We start from the raw sequence: 19,707 nt of genomic DNA, 5'->3' as shown, positions 1-19,707 counted from the left end.
CGTTCGCGGCACGCCCCCTCCACCACCGCTTCGCGGCGGTCCCCCTCCCCTTGCAGGGGAGGATGATGGCTGACTTCGACTATATCGCGATCGACACCAAGGGAGCGGAACGCCGGGGGCACGTCGCGGCCGCCGACATTGACGTCGCGCGCGCTACTCTCGACGCACGCAAATTCTATGTCGTGAAGATCACCCCCGGCACGCCACCTCAGGCAACCAAAGGCCGTCCGCTGTTCGGGCTCCAGCTCGGCACGCCGAAGATGTCGGGCAAGAACCTCACCCTCTTCACCCGCCAGCTCGCCACGCTCAACCGCGTCTCACCGCTGGAGGAATCGCTCCGCACGATTACCCGCCAGACTGAACAGGACAGCGTCCGCACGATAGTCCAGCACGTCCACGCCGGCGTCGTCGAAGGCCGCCGCCTCGCCGACGCGATGGCGCGCGAACCGAAAAGCTTCCCGCCGCTCTACCGCGCGATGGTGTCCGCCGGCGAAAGCTCGGGCTCGCTCCCGACCATTCTCGATCGCCTCGCCGCTCTGCTCGAACGCCAGGCCGAGATCCGTGGCAAGCTCATCACCGCGCTCGCCTATCCCTCGATCCTCGCGCTCGTCGCGTTCGGCGTCGTCACCGCGCTGATGATGTTCGTCGTGCCCCAGGTGGTCGAGCAATTCGACACGGTCGGCCAGCAATTGCCGCTGCTCACGCGAATGGTAATGGCGTTCTCCGCGTTCCTCGTCGGATACTGGTGGGTTATGCTGCTGGTCGTCGTAGGCGGTGGTCTGGCCGGGTGGCAGGCACTGAAGGATCCGACGATCCGGCTCGCCTTCGACGGCTGGCTGCTCCGCATCCCGCTGCTCGGTCGCCTGATCCGAGACCTTCACGCGGCGAGGATGGCGCGCACGCTCGGGACGATGGTCGCGAGCCGCCTGCCGCTGCTCGACGGCCTCAACCTCACCGCCAGCACGATCCACAACCGCCGCCTCCGCCTCGCCTCCGACCAGATCGTCGACGCGATCCGCGGCGGGGGCTCGCTCTCTGCCGCGATGCGCCGCGCCGGAGTCTTCCCCCCGCTGCTGACCTATCTCGCGGCGAGCGGAGAAACCGCAGGTCGTCTCGACGAGATGTTGGAGCGCGCCGCGGACTATCTCGAACGCGAGTTCGACCGTTTCACCGCCACCGCACTCTCGCTGCTCGAACCGCTGATCATCGTCGTGATGGGCGGCATCGTCGCGACGATCGTGCTATCCATCCTGCTCCCGATCCTCCAGCTCAACACGCTGGCCGGACAATGAGGTTTCGTATGCGTCCCGAAGTCAGAAAGAAGCGCCGCGAGGCCGGCTTTACCCTCGTCGAGTTGATGGTCGTTATCGTGATCATCGGCCTGCTAGCGACGATCGTCGCGCTCAACGTGCTGCCCTCGGGCGACACCGCGCGGATCCAGAAGGCGAAGGCCGATATCGCGCAGATCGAGGGCGGGCTGGAACTCTACAAGCTCCAGAACATGACCTTCCCCAACACCACGCAGGGCTTGAACGCGCTTGTCACCGCACCCGCGGGACTGACCGATCCGTCGCGCTATCAGCGTGGCGGGTATCTGAAGAAGCTGCCGAACGATCCCTGGGGGCGCCCGTATCTCTATGCCTCGCCCGGCGCGCACGGCGAGGCCGACGTCTGGACCTTCGGCGCGGACGGCAAGGAAGGCGGCGAGGGGATCGATGCCGATATCGGCAGCTGGCAATAGGTCCTTGGACTGGGTCCCCGCCTGCGCGGGGACACTTTCGCGGAGACGCGAAAGTGGTTTCACGCTGGTCGAGCTGATGGTCGTCGTCACGATCATCGGCTTGGCCTCTGCGGTAGCCGTGCTCGTCATGCCGGACCCGCGCGGCCGCGTGCTCGACGAGGCGACGCGCTTCGCCCTGCGCACCCGCGCCGCGCATGACTCGGCGATCGTCGAGGCGCGTCCGGTGAGCGTCTGGATCAGCGGCGGCGGCTACGGCTTCGACCGGCGACTCGCTGGTGGCTGGACGCCGATCGCCGAGAAACCGATGCGCGTCGAGCGCTGGAACGAAGGCACCAGGGCTAGCATCGGCGATACCAGCGGCCGCCTGCGCGTGACGTTCGACCCGACCGGCCTTGTCGATCGTCCCGCCGAGATTCGCCTGGATCGCGGTGGTGTAGCAGCGACGGTCCACATCGACGCCGACGGCAGCGTAAGAGCCGATGCGGGCTGAGCGCGGCTTTACCCTCATAGAGATCATGGTCGCGCTGGCAGTGTTCAGCCTCGCGGCGATGGCGCTCGTACGTCTGGAGAGCGCGACGATCCGCGGCGCCTCGATCCTCGACGAAACGCTCGTCGCGCAGATGGTCGCGCGCAACATCGCGATCGACGCGGTCACCAGCGCGCAGCCACCGACGGCAGGTCGCGTCACCGGTACAGAGACCAACGGCGGCCAGCCCTGGACGTGGACCCGACAGGTCAGCGCACTCGGCGGATCGAGCGTGCTGCGGATCGACGTGGCGGTCGCCGACCGGACCGGCACGCAACTCGGTCGTCTGACGATGGTGCGACCCGCGCCGCGGATGGTGATGTGACGCCTCCGAAAACCGAGGCCGGCTTCACGCTCATCGAAGTCATGGTGTCGCTCATGATCTTCGGCATGATCGCCGCCGCCGGCGTGGCGATCCTGTCGTTCAGCGTGAAGGCGCAGAGCTCGACCGGCGCGAAGCTGGACGACATCAGCGCGCTCACCCGGACGATGTCGATCCTGTCCGCCGATCTCGCCCAGGCATCGAACCGCGCTACCCGCGACGAGGCCGGCACCAGCGTCCCCGCGTTTATCGGCGAAAGCGGATCGGGCGTCACGCCGATGCTCCGCCTAGTTCGCGCCGGCTGGAGCAATATCGACGGTGCGGCGCGCTCCAGCATGCAGAAGGTCGCCTACCGCGTCGATGGGGGCGTGTTCCAGCGGATCGCCTATCCGATGGTCGACGGCGCGCAGCCGTTGCCGCCTGCCGCGTTGCTCACGAAAGTCCGGCAGGTAGCACTCCGCTATCGCATCGCGGGCGCCTGGAGCGATCGATGGGACGGTGCGAGCGGCAGGCCGTTGCCCGACGCGATGGAACTCACCGTCCAGCGCGACGACGGTACGCAGTTCCGCCAGATGTTTCTCGTCGGCACCAGCTACGTGCCCGCGCCATCCGATGGAACGGGTCCCGCCGCCGCGCCACCGGCGGGCACACCTCCGGGACAGGAGACGCCCGGTGCGCGCACCTGATCCCGGCCTTGAGCGTGGGCGGGAACGGGGTGCGGCGTTGCTCACCGTCCTGATGCTCGTCGCGATCATCGCGGTGATGGCCGGCGCGGCGCTGGAAAAACTCCGGCTGTCGACCCGCCTCGCGAGCAACGCCGCGACGGGCGAGCAGGCGCGCGCCTATGCACTCGCGGCGGAGACGATGGCGCTGACTCGGGTCTCCAACCTGCTCGCGCCAAAGCCTACGCGAGTCACGCTGGCCGGCGGCTGGAGCAACACCCCGTTCGGCCTGCCGGTCCCCGGAGGCTTCGCGACCGCGCGCGTCCGCGACGGTGCGAACTGCTTCAACCTTAACTCTCTCGTCGGCATGCCGACCCCCGGCGTGTACGTCGCGCGTGGCGAAGTCCGGCCGCAGTTCGTCCGCCTGATGCGACTGCTCGACGTACCCGTGCAGGTCGCCGAACAGGTCGCGGCGGGCACGACCGATTGGATCGACAGCGATCAGGACCAGTCACCGATGGGGGCCGAGGACGGCGCATATCTCGGCCGCGTGCCGTCGTACCGCACCGCCGGCACGCTGATGAGCGACCCCAGCGAACTGCGCGCGATCGCCGGGATGACGCCAGAGATCTACACGAAGATCCGGCCGTGGATCTGCACGCTGCCATTTGCCAAGCCATCGCCGATCAACGTCAACACCCTGCTGCCCGAACAGAGCGTGCTGCTGGCGATGATGTATCCCGATACGCTGTCGGTCGGTGCCGCCCAGCAACTGCTGCTGCGGCGACCGGTGCAAGGCTATGCGACCTTCGACGAATTGCAGAAGGGCGCGTCGCTGCTCGGCGCCGCCAACATCGCGCCCGGTGCGGACGCGCAGGTGCAGTCGAAATGGTTCACGCTCGATATCGACGTGACGCTCGGCACGACACAAATGCAGGAACGTGCGCTGATCGAAGCGAACCGGCTTCCCGCGCAGCTCGTATCGCGGCAATGGGGCGAGCCATCATGACGACTTTGCTGTTCCTTCCCGCCGGCGAGACCGGATATCGCTGGATGCGCGTTGCGGACGCGCGCGTGGTCGGGGAGGGGGAGGGTATCCCCGATGCGATCGACGGCGAGACGATCGCGGTCGCGCCCGCCGATGCGGTGACGCTGCACTGGGCGGAACTGCCGTCGCGGTCTGCGGCGCAGGCAACGGCGGCCGCGCGGATACTGGCGAGTGAGGCAAGTGCGTCGCCGCTCGTCGAACTCCACGTTGCGGTCGGGGACGAAGGCGCCAGCGACCGACCGATCGGGGTCGTCGGTGCTGCGACGATGCGCGACTGGCTGCTGATGCTGGCGGAGGCAGGCGTCGATCCGGTCGCGCTCATCCCCGCACCGATGCTCCTCCCGCGACCCGAAGAGGGGTACGCGCGGGCGGAACTCGCTGGCAGCGGTGTCGTGCGTGGCACGTCCAGCGGGTTCGCCGACGAAGCGCGACTGACCGAGTTGGTGACCGGTGGCACCGCGCCCGCGACGATCGACCGCGATACGCTGGAGGCAGCGATCGTCACCGCCGTCGCGTCGCCCTCGCTGGATCTTCGACAGGGGCCGTTCGCGCGGCGGCGACGGTTCGCGATCGACTGGGGGCTGATCCGTCGGCTCGCGCTGTTATCGCTGACGATCCTCGCCGTGACGCTGGCGATCTCGCTCGTCCGCATCGCCAAGTACAGCTTCGGCGCGGACGCCCTGGAGGCGGAGGCCAATACGGTCGCGGTCACCGGTTTGCCGCGCGGTGAGACGGTGGTCGACGCCAGCCGCCAGCTCGACGAGCGCCTGTCGCGCGTGCGGGGACCGGGGCTGGGGTTCACCAGCACGACCGCGGCGGTGTTCGCGGCGGTGCGTGCGACGCCCGGCACCGAAGTCACCGCGCTCGATTTCCAGGCGAACGGCGACCTGCGCCTGTCGGTGGCGGTCGAGCGGGAAGCGTTGGCGACCGATCTGAAGCGCGCGCTCGAAGCTGCGGGCTTCTCGGTCCGCGCCGGCGTGTTCCAGGCGGCCGCCGGCCGCGTGACGGGCGAACTCACGATCAGCCCGGAGAGCGGCCGATGACCGGACTGAAGACGTGGTTCGAAGGACGCTCGCTGCGGGAGCGGCGATTGCTGCTCGTGATGGCGGGGCTCGCGGTCCTCACGCTGCTGTGGGCGCTGATCATCCGCCCGGTCGGCGACGGCCTGTCGAGCGCGCGCGAACGTCATGCCGATGCCGTCACGCGGCTCGGCGAGACGCGCGCGCAGGTCGCGACGTTGCGCGATATCCAGCGGACGCGCGCCACGCCGCTGACCGGCACGCTCGCCGACGCGGTGCGCGCAGAGGCGGACCAAGCCGGCTTCGCGCTCGCCTCGCTCGATCAGGACGGGGCGAGCCGGGTGCGGGTCGGCATCCAGTCGGCGCGCCCCGCGGCGCTGGTCGCGTGGCTCGCACGGCTCGAACGGCTCGGCATCCTCGTCGATTCGGTGGCGATGACCGACAAGGGCGACAAGACCGTCGGCGTCGCACTGACGTTGAAGGCACGCGCGGCATGAGGCGGATCCGTTTGCGTACCGGCCCCGCCGCGCTGTTTGGCGGGATGCTGCTGATCGCGCTGATCGTCTTCCTGCCGATGCGCGCGGTGCTCGGCTGGGTCGGCGTCGGCGACGAAGGGCTGGTTGCGCGGCGCGTGTCGGGGACGATCTGGGGCGCGACGCTGACCGAGGCGCGGTTCGGCGATCTCGCGCTCGGCGATCTGCACGCGCGGCTGTCGCCCCTGCCGCTGCTGGTCGGCCGCGCGACGATCGTCTTCGCCGGTCCCGAATCGGTGTCGGCCAAGCCGTTGCGCGGGTCGGCGAGCGTCAGTCGCCACGGCTTCGGCGTCGACCACATGACCGCCAGCGTCGCGACCGGCCGGCTGTTCGCGCCGGTGCCAGTCTCCGCGCTCGACCTCGACGACGTCTCGGTCCGCTTCCGCGATGGCCAGTGCGAAGCCGCCGAGGGCCGCGTCCGCGCGACGCTGGCGGGTGACGTCGGCGGGATCACCTTGCCGCAGTCGGTGAGCGGCACCGCGCGCTGCGACGGCACGGCGCTGCTGTTGCCGCTGGCGAGCCAGGCCGGGACCGAGAGCATCGCGCTCCGGATCGAGGGGGCAGGGACCTACCGCGCCGAGCTGTCGCTGCGTCCGTCCGATCCGCTGGCGATCCATAAGCTCGAGCAGGCGGGCTTCGTGAGCGGCCCGAACGGGTACAAGCTCGCCATCGAAGGACGTTTTTGACGTCTTTTGGCAAGTCGACGGTTGACGCCGCCCGGCGACCCCCGCTAGGGGGCGATGCCTACGCGGCGGTCGTAGTTCAATTGGTTAGAGCGTCGGCTTGTGATGCCGGATGTTGCGGGTTCAAGTCCCGTCGGTCGCCCCATTTTCCCATTATTTTTCCGAGCCTCCCCATCGTGAGCGCTTTGGGCTGGTAAAACCGGCTGGAAAATAATATTTCGCCTCCCGGTAATTTTATTCTCCTCAGGAGCCGGCGATGACAGCGGTTTGGGACCTTCCCGATTTCGACGACCACGAGGGCGTTCATGCCTTCACCGATCCCGAATCGGGCCTGCATGCGGTGATCGCGGTGCACTCGACCAAGCTCGGGCCGGCAGCCGGCGGCGCACGCTTCTGGCATTATGCCGACAACGGCCGCGCGGTGACCGACGCGCTGCGCCTGTCGCGCGGCATGAGCTTCAAGAACGCGATGGCGGGCCTGGAGCTTGGCGGCGGCAAGGGCGTGGTCCTCGCGGCCAAGCCCGGCGACGTCATCACGACCGCCCAGCTCGAGGCGTTCGGCCGCGCGGTCGATTCGCTTGGCGGGCGCTACGTGACGGCCGAGGACGTCGGCATGTCCGAAGACCGCATGAAGGTGATCGCCAGCCAGACGCGCTACGTTTCCGGCCTGCCGGTCGCGAGCGGCGCTGCGGGTGGTGATCCGGGGCCGTACACCGCGCTCGGCATCTATCTCGGCGTGAAGGCGGCGGCACAGCGTGGCCTCGGCGCGACCGACATGAAGGGCGTGCGCGTCGCGATCCAGGGCGTCGGTTCGGTCGGCGGCGGTCTCGCGCGGTTGCTGGCGAAGGACGGCGCGGTGCTCACGCTGGCGGATGTTGATGAGGGCCGTGCGCAGAAGCTGGCGGCTGAGCTCGGGGCGACCGCGGTGGCGGCCGAGGCGATCCTGACGACCGAGGCGGATATCTTCAGCCCGAACGCGCTGGGTGCGATCCTGACCGAGATGTCGATCGCGGCGTTGAAGGCGAAGGTCGTCGCGGGTGGCGCCAACAACCAGCTGAGCGTCCGCGAGGACGGCGCTCGGCTGCATGCTCGCGGCATCCTGTATGCGCCGGATTACGTGATCAACGCAGGCGGGATCATCAATGTCGGCCTGGAGTATCTGGGTCACGGCGACGAAGCCGAGGTGAAGGCACGGATCGCGCGGATCCCCGAGCGCCTGATCGAGGTCTGGAACGAAAGCGACCGCACGGGCCAGCCCGCGTCGGACGTGTCGGACTCGATCGCCAAGCGCCTGATCGGCCGCTAAGCGTCCTTCTCCCCTCCGGGGAGAAGGTGGCACGCAGTGCCGGATGAGGGGAGTTGGGGTAAACGACCCGAGCCTCACGCCCCTCACCCTCCCACCGCAAGTGCGGCGGGCCCCTCCCTCTCCCCTATGGGGAGAGGGGCTCAAGTCCAAGGTGACAGCCTCGTATTGTTGCCATAGTGGTACCACCAGTGGCCACCCTACATGCCTTCGCAAACCCCGCGCGCTTCCTGAAGATCGCCAAGCCGTTGACGCCGTTGCTCTTCTGGGCCGGCGTCGCGTTGATTGCGATCGGCTGCTGGGCCGGCCTGACTCAGACACCGCCCGACTATCTCCAGGGCGAGACCGTCCGCATCCTCTACATCCATGTTCCCGCCGCCTGGCTCGGCATGGGCGGGTGGAGCGGGATCGCGATCTCCAGCATCATGTTCCTCGTCTGGTGCCACCCGCTCGCCAGCGTCGCCGCGCGCGCGATCGCGCTGCCGGGTGCGGTGTTTGCGGCGCTATGTCTCATGACCGGCTCGATCTGGGGACGGCCGACCTGGGGGACGTGGTGGCAGTGGGATGGTCGGCTGACCTCGATGCTGCTGCTGTTCTTCGTATATCTCGGCTACATGGCGCTCGCGAGGGCCGATGCGGATCGTAGCGGCGACGGGCGCGTGCCGGCGCTCTACGGGATCGCCGGGTCGGCGCTGCTGCCGATCATCCGCTATTCCGTGGTATGGTGGAACACGCTCCACCAAGGGCCGAGCATCGGGCTGACGCAATCGACCATCGACGGTTCGATCCTCTGGCCGCTGCCCATCATGCTGGCCGGCTTCACCTTCGTGTTCGCAGGCATCGTGCTGATGCGGATGCGAACGATGCTCGCCGTGGCGAAATCCGAAGCTCGGATGCGCAGAATGGCGAGAGCATGAACCCCTGGCCGTTCGTGACCGCCGCGTATGTCGTGACGCTGGGCGGCGGCGCGCTCATCGCGTTGCTGAGCTACCTCGCGATGCGCAGGGCCGAGAAATGAAGGCCAAGCATCAACGCCTGACGCTGGCGCTGCTGGCACTCGGCGCGGTCGTGGTCGCGGGTCTGCTCGCGCTGTCCGCGCTGAAAGATCAGGCCGCGTTCTTCTACGCGCCCTCCGACGTGCGTCGCGACGGCTTGCCTCTCGGCCGCGTGGTCCGGCTCGGCGGAATGGTCGAGGGCGGCTCGGTCAAGCGCGCCGAGGACGGCATCACGGTGCATTTCACCGTCACCGACGGCCAGGCAACCACGCCGGTCGTCTTCGCCGGCATCGTCCCCGACCTGTTCCGCGAGAAATCGGGCGTCGTCGCCGAAGGCCAGTTCCAGCCCAACGGCAGCTTCGTCGCGTCGAATCTGCTCGCCAAGCACGACGAGAAATACATGCCGCCGGAAATGGCCGGCAAGATGCACGAGACCAAGACGCTCGAACCGGACGCCAAGCTATGATCGCCGAAGCAGGCCTCGCCGCGCTCTGGTTCGCGGGCGCGCTCGCGGCGTTGCAGCTCGTGATGGCGGCGATCGGTATCGCGCGCGATCGTGACGACGTCGCGGCGGCAGTGCGGCCGGTGGCGATGGTCCAGGGGCTGCTCGCGCTGCTCGCCATGGCGCTGCTGATCGAGCTGTTCCTCGACTCCGACATGTCCGTGAAGCTGGTCGTCGAGAACAGTCATTCGGCCAAGCCGTGGCTCTACAAGTTCGCCGGTGCCTGGGGAAACCATGAAGGCTCAATGCTGCTCTGGGTAACGATCCTCGGGCTGGCCGGCGGGGCGGTGGCGATCTTCGAACGCTCGCTGCCCGAACGCACGCTGACCGCGACGCTCGGCGCACAGGCGACGATCGCGCTCGGCTTCTACGCGTTTCTGCTGTTCTCCTCGAACCCGTTCGCCCGCCTCAACCCAGCAGCACCCGATGGCCTCGGGCTCAACCCGCTGCTGCAGGACCCCGGCTTGGCGTTCCATCCGCCGACGCTCTACACCGGCTATGTCGGCCTCTCGGTCGCGTTCTCGTTTGCGGTCGGCGCGCTCGCCACGCGTGATGTGGGGCCAGCGTTCGCCAAGGCGATGCGGCCTTGGGTGCTGATCGCGTGGATATTCCTGACGCTCGGCATCACCGCTGGCTCGTATTGGGCCTATTACGAGCTTGGCTGGGGCGGCTGGTGGTTCTGGGACCCGGTCGAGAACGCCTCGCTGATGCCGTGGCTCGCCGCCACCGCATTGCTCCACTCGGTGACGGTGCTCGCGACGCGCGACGGCCTGCGCGCGTGGACGATCATGCTAGCGGTCGTCGCGTTCTCGATGTCGATGATCGGCACCTTTTTGGTGCGGTCCGGCATCCTGACGAGCGTGCATGCGTTCGCGGTCGACCCGGAGCGCGGGGCGTTCATCCTGGCGTTGCTCGCAATCTACATCGGCGGAGCGCTCGCGCTGTTCGCCGCGCGGATCGGCACCGTCCGCGCGGGCACGACCTTCGATCCGGTCAGTCGCGAGGGCGGACTGGTCGCGAACAACCTTCTGCTGTCGGTGATCCTCGGGATCGTCCTGATCGGTACGCTTTACCCGATCGTCGCGGCGAGCTTTGGCGTGCAGCTGTCGGTCGGGCCGCCGTTCTTCAACAAGGCGGCGGGGCCGATCGCGTTGCTGCTGGTCGCGGTTATGGCGGTCGGGCCGCTGCTGCGATGGCGGCGGGATGATGCAAAGGCGGTGCTGCGCCGCGTGATGCTGCCGATCGGTGCGACGCTGGTGGCGGCGATCGCACTGCTGTTCGTGTGGCCGGGCGTGCTGCCTTGGGCCGGATTGTCGCTGGCCGCCGGGCTCGCCGTCGCCAGCGTCGCGCCGCTATGGAAGCGCAACCTCAGGCGCACGCCGCTGTTCACCTACGGCATGGTCATCGCGCATCTCGGCATTGCGGTCAGCCTTGCCGGGATGGCGTCGGACAGCGCCTTTACCAAGGAAACGCTGGTCGCGGTGCGCGCGGGTGAACCGGCGCGGGTCGGGCCGTATACGGTGACGCTCGACGGCATTTCGCCGGTGATCGGCGAAAACTGGTCGGCACTGGAAGCGCGGCTCACCGCGACGCGCGGCGGCAGCGAAAGCGTCCTGCGCCCGCAACTGCGCTTCTTCGCCAACCCGCCGACGAGCACGAACGAATCCGCGATCCTGACGGTGCTCGACGGGCAGCTCTATACCGTGCTCGGGCAACCGGACGGGCAGGGGCGGTGGCAGCTTCGGCTGTGGTGGAAGCCGTTCGTGACGCTGATCTGGTTCGGCGGCGTCCTGATCGCGCTGGGGGGCATGCTGTCGTTGCTCGGACGGGTGCGGCGCGAGCGACGGACTGCAATGCGGGCTGATTGGGCATGAAGCGGTTCGCACTTTGGGCGCCGCTGGCGATCTTCGCGCTGCTGTTCGCGGTGGTGGCGAGTGGGCTGTTCCGGCCGGCGGAGAAGGTGGTGCGATCGGCGATGGTCGGCAAGCCGCTCCCCGACTTCGCGCTGCCGGCGATGGTCCCCGGCAAGCCGGGCCTGACCAGCGCGTCGTTCCAGCAGGGCAAGCCGCGGTTGCTCAACGTCTTCGCGAGCTGGTGCATCCCGTGCATCGCCGAGGCGCCGCAACTGATGCGGTTGAAGGCGATGGGCGTACCGATCGACGCGATTGCGATCCGCGATACCGCGCCGGCGATCAGCGGGTTCCTCCGACGCAACGGCGATCCGTACGAGCGGATCGGCAGCGATCGGGCCAGCCAGGTGCAGTTGGCGCTGGGCTCGTCGGGCGTGCCGGAGACGTTCGTGATCGATGGCCGCGGGATCGTCGTGAAGCAGATCATCGGCGATATCCGGCCTGAGAATGTGGCCGAGATCGTGCAAGCCGTGAAGGACGCGAAGTGAGGGTGCCGTTTACTGTTCCCCTCCCGCTCGCGGGAGGGGTTAGGGTAGGGGCTTCTTCCCGCTTACCAAGCACGCGTTCGCGTCATGCCCTCCCCCGACCCCTACCGCGAGCGGGAGGGGAGGTCGTTGCGGCGCTGTTGCTGTGTATCTCACCGGCCTTAGCCCAGCCGGTTGCGCCACCAGCGCATTACGCCAACGTCCAACTCGCCGACCCCGCCAAGGAGGCTTCCGCCCGCGCACTCATGGAAACGCTACGCTGCCTCGTCTGTCAGGGGCAGTCGATCGCCGACAGCGATGCCGACATGGCGGCCGACATGCGCGCGCTCGTCCGCGAGCGGATCGAGCGTGGTGAAAAGCCTGCCTCGATCCGCGACTGGCTGATCGCGCGCTACGGCGATTACGTGACCTATGATCCGCCCCTATCCGGCCTGACATGGCCGTTGTGGCTAGCGCCGATCCTGCTGCTCGGCATCGGCAGCTGGATCGCGCGGTCGAGCTTCCGGCGGAGAACACGCTGATGGGGTATTTCTGGCTGGCCGCGATCGGGGTGGGGGCGTTTGCGCTGCTCGCAGTATTGAAGGTGAACCGCGTTCTTTGGACAATGGTTGCGGCGGCATTGATGCTCGGTGCGGCGGGGTATGCGTGGCAGGGGCAGCCAGGGCTTGCCGGCCATGAAGTGTCCCCCGGACTTGCTGCAACGCCGGACGACAGCGCGATGCTCGAACTGCGCGACCAGATGCTCGAGCGGTATACGGGCGCTGCAGCGTATCTGGTTGCGGCGGACGCGATGACGCGGATCGGCGACCGTCGCGCGGCGGTGCAGGTATTGCTCGGAGGGCTCAGGATCGCCCCGAGGAGCGTGGTAATGTGGACGGGGCTCGCCAACGCGCTAGCGGCGCATGATGCGAACCAGGTTTCGCCGCCCGCGCTGTTTGCGTTCCAGCAGGCAATGCGGTTGGCGCCGAAGCATCCTGCTCCGCCGTTCTTCCTGGGGCTGGCGTATGTACGTTCGGGAGAGTTCGCGACGGCCCGGCCATATTGGGCAAAGGCGCTGGCGTTGACACCGGCCAACATCTCATACCGGGGCGAGATCGCCACTCGGCTCGCGTTGCTGGATCGGTTCCTGTCTGTGCAGGATACGCCGACCACAGCCCAAAAATAATCCCGTCATCCTGGGTCAAGCCCAGGATGACGGGATGAAGGCCTTACTGCCCGCGTCCGGTCTTCGACTGCAATTCGTCGATCTTCTTCGACGCATCCGCCTTGGTCAGCGTCTCGTCGAATTCCTCGTGCGCTTCCTCGGACAGCGTCTTGAGGTAGCTCGCCTGTGCACCGGTCATCTTCTCGTCGCCGGTGGTCCAGTCGTCCGGGTCCTTCTCGGCGTTCGAGAATGGTTCGGACTTGGGGTTCGGGGTGTCGGACATTGGAAATTCCTTTCCCCTGTCCAACACCCATGTTCCGTATCCGTTCCCGAGTCAGCCGGCCCAAGCTTCGTAAGGTAAACCTAGATCATCGGCGACCGCCTTGTACGCGATCTTGCCCTTGTAGACGTTCAGCCCGTTGGCGAGGTGCGGGTCCGCCTTCATCGCGGCCTCTGCGCCGAGGTTCGCGAGCTTTAGCGCGAACGGCAGCGTCGCATTGTTCAGCGCGAACGCCGAGGTGCGCGCGACTGCGCCGGGCATGTTGGCGACGCAGTAATGGATCACGCCATCGACCTCGAACACCGGATCCTCGTGCGTCGTGGCGTGCGACGTCTCGAAGCACCCACCCTGGTCGATCGCGATGTCGACCAGCACCGAGCCGCGCTTCATCGTCTTCAGCATCTCGCGTGTGACGAGCTTCGGCGCAGCGGCGCCCGGCACCAGCACCGCGCCGATCACCAGATGCGCATTCTTCACCGCTGCCGCGATTGCAGCCTTAGACGCATATGCCGTCTTGATCTGGCTGGAGAAGAACATGTCGAGTTCGGCCAAGCGATCGTTCGAGATATCGTAGATCGTCACGTCGGCGCGCATGCCGACCGCCATCTGCGCTGCGTTGACGCCCGAGACGCCGCCACCGAGGATCGCGACCTTCGCCGGCGCGACACCGGGGACGCCGCCGAGCAGCACGCCGCGTCCGCCCTGCTCCTTCTCGAGATAATGCGCGCCGACCTGCACCGACATGCGGCCCGCGACCTCGGACATCGGCTTCAGCAACGGCAGCCCGCGGCGATTGTCGGTGACGGTCTCGTACGCGATGCAGGTCGCGCCGGACTTCATCAGCCCCTCGGCCTGCGGCTTGTCGGCGGCGAGGTGGAGGTAGGTGAATAGCAGATGGCGCGGTTCGAGCATCGCGATCTCGCTCGGCTGCGGCTCCTTGACCTTCACGATCATGTCGGCGCCGGCGAATACGGCGGCGGCGGTCGGCAGGATCGTCGCACCTGCGTCGACATAGTCCTGGTCCTCGAAATCGATGCCCGAGCCGGCCTGCGTCTCGACGACGACCTCGTGACCGGCGGCGACCAGTTCGGCGACCGACGGCGGGGTCAGGCCGACGCGATATTCGTGGTTCTTGATTTCCTTGGGGACACCGACGCGCATTGATTCCACTCCATTATCGTTTGCGCGATAGTAGCGCGCCTTGGACGGGAAGGGTTCGCAAACTGGTCTCGGTGCGATACCGCATCTGCAAGATCATTGCATCCATTGTTGCCGAAACGGGATAATCTTGAGCATCACGATCGAACGCAGGATTCTGGACCTGCTCGCCGCCAATTCCGACCTCACCAGCGCCGAGCTTGGCGACGCTGTCGGCCTTTCGGCGAGCGCCGCGCATCGCCGTGTCGCGCAACTTCGGGAGAGCGGCGCGATCGTCGGTTACCGTGCTGTGCTGTCGCAGGCAGCGCGCGGTGATCCGAGCATCGTGCTCGTCAACGTCACGCTGCGGGATCAGCGCAAGGAGACGATGGCGGCGTTCGAGGCGGTGATCGTCGAGTGTCCGCAGGTCGTGCAATGCTTCCTGATGAGCGGAGAGGCGGACTACATGCTCCACGTCGAGATCCGCCACGGCGAGACGTTCGAGCGCATCCACCGCGAGACGCTGTCGCAATTGCCGGGGGTAACACGGCTGGCGTCGCATTTCGTGATCCGAGAGGTGATCAGGCGCTAGTGTTTTCCTGCGAACGCAGGAATCCAGGGCCAGAAAAGACGGCGCCCGTGACCCTGGACTCCTGCGTTCGCAGGAGAACGGAAGCGGGGGCGTTATGCCCTTACCCGCTGGTCCGATCAGGCGCGGTTAATCCACGTTGCCAGCCCCGCCGTTGCCGCCTTCCGGCCCGCATGCTAAATGCGCCGGCTTGGGGCACAGGGTGAAATCGGAAATTCGATGAAGATTGCTGCACTTCCGGGTCGATTCACCGTCCAGTGAGCGTCGATCAGACCGCCGCGGCTTCGACCGTGCCACCCGCCAATCTCGATCTCGAGACGGGGCATCACAATTCCGACGGCATGCTGAAGCTCGCCTTCGGTGCGATCGGCATCGTCTTCGGCGATATCGGCACCAGCCCGCTCTACGCCTTCCGCGAGACCTTCGCCGGCCACCACAAGCTCGCGCTCGACGCGGCGCACATCATGGGCGTCATCAGCCTGATGTTCTGGTCGATGATGATCGTCGTGACGGTCAAGTACGTCATCATCATCATGCGCGCCGACAACAAGGGCGAAGGCGGCAGCCTCGCGCTGCTCGCACTCGTCTCGGGCAAGACCAAGACCAAGCGGTGGAGCAAGGGCATCATCTTGCTCGGCGTGTTCGCGACGGCCTTGTTCTACGGCGACAGCATGATCACGCCCGCGGTCTCGGTGTTGTCCGCGGTTGAGGGCCTCGCCGTCGCCGCGCCCGCATTCGGCGGACTCGTGCTGCCGATCGTGATCGTCATCCTGATCGCGCTGTTCTGGGTGCAGAAGAGTGGTACCGCACGCATCGGCCTCGTGTTCGGGCCGATCATGCTGGTGTATTTCAGCGTCATCGCGGTGCTCGGCATTCTCAGCATCGTCCAGACCCCCGAGGTGCTGTGGGCGCTGTCGCCGCACTACGCCGTCGAGTTCTTCATCATCGATCCCGAGCGAGCCTTCCTGGCACTCGGATCGGTCGTCCTCGCGGTCACCGGCGCGGAAGCGCTGTACGCGGACATGGGGCATTTCGGCCGCAAGCCGATCGGACTGTCGTGGCTGTTCTTCGTGCTCCCGGCACTGATCCTCAATTATATGGGGCAGGGCGCGCTACTTTTCCGCGATGGTCGCGAGGCGCTCGTCAGCCCGTTCTACAACCTTGCCCCCGAAAGCCTCCAGCTTCCGCTCGTCATCCTCGCGACGATGGCCGCGGTGATCGCCTCGCAGGCGGTGATCTCCGGCGCGTTCTCGGTAACACAGCAGGCGATCCAGCTCGGCTTCATCCCGCGCCTGCGCATCGAGCACACCAGCGCCTCGACCGCGGGCCAGATCTACATCCCGCTCGTCAACGGCGCGCTGATGGTGATGGTGATCCTGCTCGTGCTGTTCTTCCGCACCTCGTCGAACCTGACGAGCGCGTACGGAATTGCGGTGACCGGCGCGATGTTCATCGACACGTGCCTGCTCGGCGTCGTGCTGTTCAGGCTCTGGAACTGGCCGAAGATCGCGGCGATCCCGCTGCTGGCGATCTTCTTCACCGTCGACGGCGCCTATTTCGCGGCCAACCTGACCAAGGTTCCCGCCGGCGGCTGGTTCCCGCTGCTGGTCGGGTTCATCATCTTCACCTTCCTGACGACCTGGTCGAAGGGGCGGCAGCTGATGATCGACCGAATGCACGAGGCGGCGATGCCGATAAAGGTGTTCATCGGCTCGGCCGCGAGTTCGGCATCGCGCGTGCCGGGGACCGCGGTATTCATGACCTCGACCGCGGACGGCGTGCCGCACGCGCTGCTGCACAACCTCAAGCACAACAAGGTACTGCACGAGCGCGTCATCCTGCTTACCGTCAAGATCGTCGGCCAGCCCTACTGGCCCGCCAACGACCGCGCGGTGCGCGAGGAGCTTGGCGACGGCTTCCATCGTCTCGTGCTGCGCTACGGCTTCATGGAAGACGCCGACGTGCCCGCGGCGCTGCGGCAGGTCCATAATTGCGGTGCGGACTTCAAGATGATGGACACCAGTTTTTTCCTGTCGCGCCAGACGCTGCTCGCGTCGGACAAGCCCGGCATGATGATCTGGCGCGAAAAGCTGTTCGCGTGGATGCTGCGCAACGCGGAAAGCGCGATGGAGTTCTTCCGCCTGCCGACCAACCGCGTCGTCGAGCTAGGCAGCCAGGTCGAGATTTGATGATCTACCCCATACGCTCCGCCAAAGTCGCACCGCCCCGGCGGAGGCCGCGGTCCAGTCGGAAAGGTTGCAGTAACGAAGCGCAACGTCCGTCATCGACGTTTCCCAACTGGATCCCGGCCTTCGCCGGGGAGGTGTCTTTCTGATGACGGGTCCGACCGAAGTAGCACCGATCATCGTCACCGCCCTGTTCGGCCGCCAGGACACCGCGTTCTTCGACGCGATGCGCCGCGAGCATTTTCCGCCCGAACGCAACCAGCTCGACGCGCACCTGACGCTGTTCCACCACCTGCCGCCCTCGGGCCTCGACGAGCTCAAGCACCGCCTCAACCAGGAAACGCGCGGCATCCGTGCCCCACAGGCCCGTGTGGGCGGGCTGATATCGCTAGGGCGGGGTGTTGCCTACCGGATCGAGTCCCCCGAGCTCGTCGGTATCCGAGCGCGCCTCGCCGACGCGTTCACCGGCATGCTCACCCCGCAGGATGCCGGCGGCTGGCGTCCGCACGTCACGATCCAGAACAAGGTCAGCCCGCAGGTGGCCAAGCTTCTGCTCGGCAATCTGCAGCGCGATTTCGCGCCCAAGGACGTCGAAATCGCCGGTCTGGGCGCGTGGTGGTATCGCGGCGGACCATGGGAAGCGATTTCCCGGCACATGTTCGCTTGACCGCCTCGAAACCGCTTCCTATAGGCCGCGCCTCGCAGGGAAGAACGCTTCCCTGACGGACGGTACGGCGAAGTAGCTCAGTTGGTTAGAGCACGGGAATCATAATCCTGGGGTCGGGGGTTCAAGTCCCTCCTTCGCTACCATCATATCCGCCACAGGAGACCTCCTCCTTGTGGTGTTCGATTTAGAACCAGTCGCAAATGCGACCGCTGATTGAAGCGAGGGAATGACCTCGACTTCATTGCCATCGTCCAGCGGCTTTACGTAAACCACTTGGATCAATTCACGGATTTGCGCGACGACCGGGTCGCCAGCTGCTTCGCCACGGCCGATCGATTCAGAAAGGCCGCGGATCCTCGCGCGATATGCTTCAGCGATCCGGGGATGCAGCGCGATCACCGGCACCGCATCCTCCTCACCAAGGCTGGCCCTTGCCGCATCTCGCTCTGCGGTCTTCTCGGCGAGCGCCGCCTTGATGTCCGAAAAGTCAGCCGCTCCGTCGGCGATCGCCGCCACAAGCCTTGCGATCGCTGCCTCGGCGGTACGCAGCCGGCGCTCGAGCGCTAGGCGGGTCTTCGCGCCTTCGCGAACCTGCTTCTCTCGCGCGACGTGATATTCGCGGACCAGCAGCGACACCGCCTCTGGCGATAGCAGCTGATCCTCCAAGCCAGAGATCACCCGACGCTGGAGCTCGGTCCGCTCGATCCGCCGGGCGTTGGAGCACGTGCCGGCCTCGCGATGCCGAGCGCACCCCATCCGGTTATCCGAGATGACCGTGTAGGAACCGTCACAGAGCCCGCAGCGCACCAGTCCTGACAGCAGGTGCTTCGGCCGGCGACGATGGACCAGCTTGCCGTTCCCGCGTTGCTCACGGGCTTCCTGTGCCGCCTCCCAAAGTTCGTCTGTCACGATTCGCAGCTCGGGCAGCTCGGCGAATTGCAGATCGCTGGCTGCGTTCGGTCGCGAGACGCGGTTGCGGCTCTCCGGATCCGTGAGCATCCGGACGCGATTATAAGCGAAGCGGCCGACGTAGATCGGATTGTGCAGGATCCCGATCATACGCGCCTTGTTCCCCACGATCGCGTTGGCGCGCCACTCACCGCCGCGCGCGGCGACGATGCCGTCGAGGTTCAGGCCATGCGCGATCAGCTTCGGGCTTCGGCCGGCGACGTATTCGGTGAGAATCCGCACGACGACTTCAGCCTGGTCGAGATTGATTCGCCGGCGGCCGGCCTCCAGTTCGCCCTTATCGTTCAACTCGCGAACGACATCGTAGCCATAGCAAAGCCCGCCGGGGATCCGCCCACGCGACACGCTGCCGCGCTGTCCGCGCCGAATCTTCTCGCCGAGATCCTTCAGGAACAGAGCGCCCGCCGTCCCGCGCGTACCAGTGGTGCGGACGGTAACGATGCAGGGCTCGCCACCGCCGTGTTCGTCGCCAAAGGCTATTGGGTAATCGAGGCGTCGGTGTGGTGCTCCACCGGCAACTACCAAGGAGCGGGCGCGTACATCGATGGCCTTCCGTCGCTGAATTTTTCTACGACACCTGACAATGAGGGCGTCGTCGGGGTCGGTGGACCGGGCATCCGCAACTGGTCGCTTCTGGTGAAGTCCGAGTCCGTAGGACAGGCCACCCTGTACGCTATGGCCAATTGGTCAGCGTTCGGTGCCACCTCGGCCAAGACGATCCACTGGCTGAAGTGCGGCGCGCGCCCCGCGACCGATGGCGAGATCAAGGCCCAGAAGGCATCCGTCGATCTGCCGCTCGTCTCCGCTCGCGTAAAGCAGACCGAAGACACGCTTGCGGATCTGCCGAACCGTTATGCTACTGCTCAGCGAACGGCCTCCCTGGAAGCTCAGGTGCAGGGCGGGGCGGACAGCAATTTGCTGGCGCGTGCCAACGACCGCGCAACGGCGATCGCCGACGCGAAGGTCGGAGCATTGGCGCAGACGGTCAGCACCCTGTCGGCGCGCG

Annotated in this window: 22 protein-coding genes, 2 tRNA genes and 1 pseudogene; 22 read left to right on the top strand and 3 right to left on the bottom strand. The window is 66.7% G+C overall.

Translation table 11 applies throughout. From position 1 onward, the window contains the following. Nucleotides 1-65 precede the first annotated feature (65 nt). The 17 genes from gspF (at nucleotide 66) to C8J44_RS03460 (ending at nucleotide 12,894) form a co-directional block, all read left to right on the top strand. Nucleotides 66-1,292: a type II secretion system inner membrane protein GspF gene (gspF, locus tag C8J44_RS03540; RefSeq protein ID WP_121903825.1), complete on the top strand. Its 1,227-nt coding sequence runs from the start codon at nucleotides 66-68 to the stop codon at nucleotides 1,290-1,292. A gap of 8 nt (nucleotides 1,293-1,300) precedes the next feature. Beyond that, complete coding sequence (gene gspG / locus C8J44_RS03535) at nucleotides 1,301-1,741, top strand: type II secretion system major pseudopilin GspG (RefSeq protein WP_259466691.1); 441 nt, start codon at nucleotides 1,301-1,303, stop codon at nucleotides 1,739-1,741. 4 nt (nucleotides 1,742-1,745) lie between these two features. Beyond that, a complete protein-coding gene (locus C8J44_RS03530) occupies nucleotides 1,746-2,231 on the top strand; it encodes a GspH/FimT family pseudopilin (protein WP_269083202.1) in 486 nt (161 codons plus the stop codon). Continuing rightward, entirely contained in the window at nucleotides 2,221-2,592 is a 372-nt protein-coding gene (gene gspI / locus C8J44_RS03525; protein ID WP_121903361.1) for a type II secretion system minor pseudopilin GspI, read from the top strand. The genes C8J44_RS03530 and gspI overlap by 11 nt, the downstream gene beginning before the upstream one ends. Then, nucleotides 2,589-3,275: a type II secretion system minor pseudopilin GspJ gene (gene gspJ / locus C8J44_RS03520; RefSeq protein ID WP_259466690.1), complete on the top strand. Its 687-nt coding sequence runs from the start codon at nucleotides 2,589-2,591 to the stop codon at nucleotides 3,273-3,275. Before gspI ends, gspJ begins: the two co-directional genes overlap by 4 nt. Next, nucleotides 3,262-4,260: a type II secretion system minor pseudopilin GspK gene (gene gspK / locus C8J44_RS03515; RefSeq protein ID WP_259466689.1), complete on the top strand. Its 999-nt coding sequence runs from the start codon at nucleotides 3,262-3,264 to the stop codon at nucleotides 4,258-4,260. Before gspJ ends, gspK begins: the two co-directional genes overlap by 14 nt. Further along, nucleotides 4,257-5,342 (top strand): type II secretion system protein GspL, encoded by a 1,086-nt coding sequence (gspL, locus tag C8J44_RS03510; protein ID WP_121903359.1) that lies wholly within the window; start codon nucleotides 4,257-4,259, stop codon nucleotides 5,340-5,342. Before gspK ends, gspL begins: the two co-directional genes overlap by 4 nt. Continuing rightward, nucleotides 5,339-5,815, top strand: a complete 477-nt coding sequence (gspM, locus tag C8J44_RS03505) for a type II secretion system protein GspM (protein ID WP_056058034.1) — start codon at nucleotides 5,339-5,341, stop codon at nucleotides 5,813-5,815. Before gspL ends, gspM begins: the two co-directional genes overlap by 4 nt. Next, nucleotides 5,812-6,537: a type II secretion system protein N gene (gene gspN / locus C8J44_RS03500; protein WP_121903358.1), complete on the top strand. Its 726-nt coding sequence runs from the start codon at nucleotides 5,812-5,814 to the stop codon at nucleotides 6,535-6,537. Before gspM ends, gspN begins: the two co-directional genes overlap by 4 nt. Nucleotides 6,538-6,602: 65 nt before the next feature. Beyond that, nucleotides 6,603-6,679 (top strand) — tRNA-His (locus C8J44_RS03495). A gap of 111 nt (nucleotides 6,680-6,790) precedes the next feature. Further along, nucleotides 6,791-7,840 (top strand): Glu/Leu/Phe/Val dehydrogenase dimerization domain-containing protein, encoded by a 1,050-nt coding sequence (locus C8J44_RS03490; RefSeq protein ID WP_121903357.1) that lies wholly within the window; start codon nucleotides 6,791-6,793, stop codon nucleotides 7,838-7,840. Nucleotides 7,841-8,028: 188 nt separating this feature from the next. Then, entirely contained in the window at nucleotides 8,029-8,754 is a 726-nt protein-coding gene (ccmC, locus tag C8J44_RS03485) for a heme ABC transporter permease CcmC (protein ID WP_121903356.1), read from the top strand. Nucleotides 8,755-8,851: 97 nt separating this feature from the next. After that, nucleotides 8,852-9,298: a cytochrome c maturation protein CcmE gene (gene ccmE, locus C8J44_RS03480; RefSeq protein WP_121903355.1), complete on the top strand. Its 447-nt coding sequence runs from the start codon at nucleotides 8,852-8,854 to the stop codon at nucleotides 9,296-9,298. Beyond that, a complete protein-coding gene (locus C8J44_RS03475; RefSeq protein ID WP_121903354.1) occupies nucleotides 9,295-11,208 on the top strand; it encodes a heme lyase CcmF/NrfE family subunit in 1,914 nt (637 codons plus the stop codon). The genes ccmE and C8J44_RS03475 overlap by 4 nt, the downstream gene beginning before the upstream one ends. Continuing rightward, nucleotides 11,205-11,732, top strand: coding sequence for a DsbE family thiol:disulfide interchange protein (locus C8J44_RS03470; protein WP_121903353.1), 528 nt, complete (start codon nucleotides 11,205-11,207; stop codon nucleotides 11,730-11,732). The genes C8J44_RS03475 and C8J44_RS03470 overlap by 4 nt, the downstream gene beginning before the upstream one ends. A gap of 134 nt (nucleotides 11,733-11,866) precedes the next feature. Further along, nucleotides 11,867-12,250, top strand: a complete 384-nt coding sequence (locus tag C8J44_RS03465) for a cytochrome c-type biogenesis protein (RefSeq protein WP_121903823.1) — start codon at nucleotides 11,867-11,869, stop codon at nucleotides 12,248-12,250. After that, the gene (locus tag C8J44_RS03460) at nucleotides 12,166-12,894 is read left to right on the top strand and encodes a hypothetical protein (protein WP_259466688.1); all 729 of its coding nucleotides are present in this window, start codon (nucleotides 12,166-12,168) and stop codon (nucleotides 12,892-12,894) included. Before C8J44_RS03465 ends, C8J44_RS03460 begins: the two co-directional genes overlap by 85 nt. Before the next feature lie 43 nt (nucleotides 12,895-12,937). Here the strand turns inward: C8J44_RS03460 and C8J44_RS03455 are convergent, their stop codons facing one another. Then, nucleotides 12,938-13,156, bottom strand: a complete 219-nt coding sequence (locus tag C8J44_RS03455) for a DUF3072 domain-containing protein (protein WP_056058060.1) — start codon at nucleotides 13,154-13,156, stop codon at nucleotides 12,938-12,940. 51 nt (nucleotides 13,157-13,207) lie between these two features. After that, nucleotides 13,208-14,314: an alanine dehydrogenase gene (gene ald, locus C8J44_RS03450; RefSeq protein WP_056048250.1), complete on the bottom strand. Its 1,107-nt coding sequence runs from the start codon at nucleotides 14,312-14,314 to the stop codon at nucleotides 13,208-13,210. Nucleotides 14,315-14,441: 127 nt separating this feature from the next. Between ald and C8J44_RS03445 the strand changes: the two genes are divergently transcribed. From C8J44_RS03445 to C8J44_RS18685, 5 genes are all read left to right on the top strand, one after another. Then, the gene (locus tag C8J44_RS03445; RefSeq protein WP_121903351.1) at nucleotides 14,442-14,882 is read left to right on the top strand and encodes an Lrp/AsnC family transcriptional regulator; all 441 of its coding nucleotides are present in this window, start codon (nucleotides 14,442-14,444) and stop codon (nucleotides 14,880-14,882) included. Nucleotides 14,883-15,169: 287 nt separating this feature from the next. Beyond that, the gene (locus C8J44_RS03440; RefSeq protein WP_404969187.1) at nucleotides 15,170-17,068 is read left to right on the top strand and encodes a potassium transporter Kup; all 1,899 of its coding nucleotides are present in this window, start codon (nucleotides 15,170-15,172) and stop codon (nucleotides 17,066-17,068) included. 145 nt (nucleotides 17,069-17,213) lie between these two features. After that, a complete protein-coding gene (locus C8J44_RS03435; RefSeq protein ID WP_121903350.1) occupies nucleotides 17,214-17,732 on the top strand; it encodes a 2'-5' RNA ligase family protein in 519 nt (172 codons plus the stop codon). Between the two features lie 66 nt (nucleotides 17,733-17,798). Next, nucleotides 17,799-17,875 (top strand) — tRNA-Met (locus tag C8J44_RS03430). 70 nt (nucleotides 17,876-17,945) lie between these two features. Further along, nucleotides 17,946-18,299, top strand: coding sequence for a hypothetical protein (locus tag C8J44_RS18685; RefSeq protein ID WP_259466687.1), 354 nt, complete (start codon nucleotides 17,946-17,948; stop codon nucleotides 18,297-18,299). A 114-nt stretch (nucleotides 18,300-18,413) separates the two neighbouring features. Here the strand turns inward: C8J44_RS18685 and C8J44_RS18915 are convergent. Beyond that, nucleotides 18,414-18,923 (bottom strand): annotated as a pseudogene (locus C8J44_RS18915) (recombinase family protein); the annotation flags it as partial. Between the last annotated feature and the right edge of the window lie 784 nt (nucleotides 18,924-19,707).

This window comes from Sphingomonas sp. PP-CE-3A-406, assembly GCF_003688625.1.
In the GTDB taxonomy this organism is placed as follows: domain Bacteria; phylum Pseudomonadota; class Alphaproteobacteria; order Sphingomonadales; family Sphingomonadaceae; genus Sphingomonas.
This window is presented reverse-complemented; position numbering and strand designations above follow the sequence as displayed.